Here is a 1,333-nt window from a genome sequence, read left to right as displayed (position 1 = left end):
TCCTCCGCCCCAGTATTTCCTGAGACACCTTTCTGGGGGATAGCCTCCCCCTCGTGAGGTGGATGTGAAGAAGCAGAAGCAGGACAGGACGGCGGAGCGCGGTCGGTTCTCGGCGAAGCGGAAGAAGGAGGCCGTTCTCCGGCTACTCAAGGGCGAGGAGCTCGACGCACTCTCCCGGGAGCTGGGCGTCACGGCAGCAGCGCTGAGCGAGTGGCGGGAGAAGTTCCTGGCGGGGGCCGAGGCGAACCTCAAGAGCCGCGAGCCCGAGCCCGCGGACGACGAGGTGCTGCGACTCAAGGCCATGGTGGGCGAGCTGATGATGAAGAACGAGTTGCTGGCGGAGAAGGCCCGGCTGCTGGAGGGCAACGCCCCGGGTTTTCCCTGGAGGAAGTCGAGAGGATGAGCGCCAGTCTCTCGCCTTCCAGCGGCAAGCCGTACGGACTGGCGCTCGTGACGGCCACCTGGCGCGTGCCTCGTGCCACGGTGTACCGGCACCGCGCCCGCCGGCAGGCAGCGCTCCCTCCGACAGCCCGGCGAGGACCGAAGACGGCGCTGACGGACGAGGCGTTGCTGGAGGCCATCCGCGGCGTGCTGGCCGCCTCGCCGTTTCTGGGCGAGGGGCACCGCAAGGTATGGGCCCGGCTTCGCGCTCAGGGCGTGCGCACGTCGAAGGCCCGCTGCCTGCGGCGGATGCGCGAGGCAGGGCTGCTGGCACCGGGCAGGGCCCGCCGGGTGCTGGGACCGCGCAACCATGACGGCACGATTACCACTGACAAGCCCGACGTCATGTGGGGCACCGATGCCACGTGCACAGTAACCACACAGGAGGGCCAGGCCACCGTCTTCATCGCCGTCGACCACGGCACCTCCGAGTGCGTCGGCGTCCACGCCGCCAAGGTGGGCACCCGCTTCGAAGCCCTCGAGCCCATTCGCCAGGGCGTCAAAGCCCGCTTCGGTGCGTACGGCCGGGGCGTGGCGGCGGGGCTGTCCATCCGCCACGACAACGGCAGCCAGTACACCTCCGACGCCTTCCAGGAAGAGCTGCGCTTCCTGGGCGTCGAGTCCAGCCCGTCCTTCGTCCGCAGTCCCGAGGGCAACGGCTGCGCCGAGCGCTTCATCCGCACCCTCAAGGAGCAACTCCTCTGGGTGCGCACCTTCGCCACCGTGGAGGAACTCCGGCTGGCCCTGCTGGAGTGGGCCCACCGGTACAACGAGCACTGGCTGTTGGAGCGCCACCATTTCCTCTCGCCGAGTCAGGCCCGGCGAGAGCTGATGCAGAAGCAAGCGGCCTGATTACAACCAATCTAGTGTCTCAACAATCCGGTGCGGTACA

General features: G+C 68.4%; 1 pseudogene. It reads left to right on the top strand.

Annotation, left to right across the window (positions count from 1 at the left end):
- Window positions 1-58: 58 nt before the first annotated feature.
- Window positions 59-1,293: pseudogene (locus tag D7V93_RS43065) on the top strand (IS3 family transposase).
- Window positions 1,294-1,333 lie beyond the last annotated feature (40 nt).

Origin of the sequence: Corallococcus llansteffanensis (genome assembly GCF_003612055.1) — a bacterium.
In the GTDB taxonomy this organism is placed as follows: domain Bacteria; phylum Myxococcota; class Myxococcia; order Myxococcales; family Myxococcaceae; genus Corallococcus; species Corallococcus llansteffanensis.
Note: the sequence above shows the minus strand (reverse complement) of the source record. Positions and strands in the feature narration are given on the sequence as shown.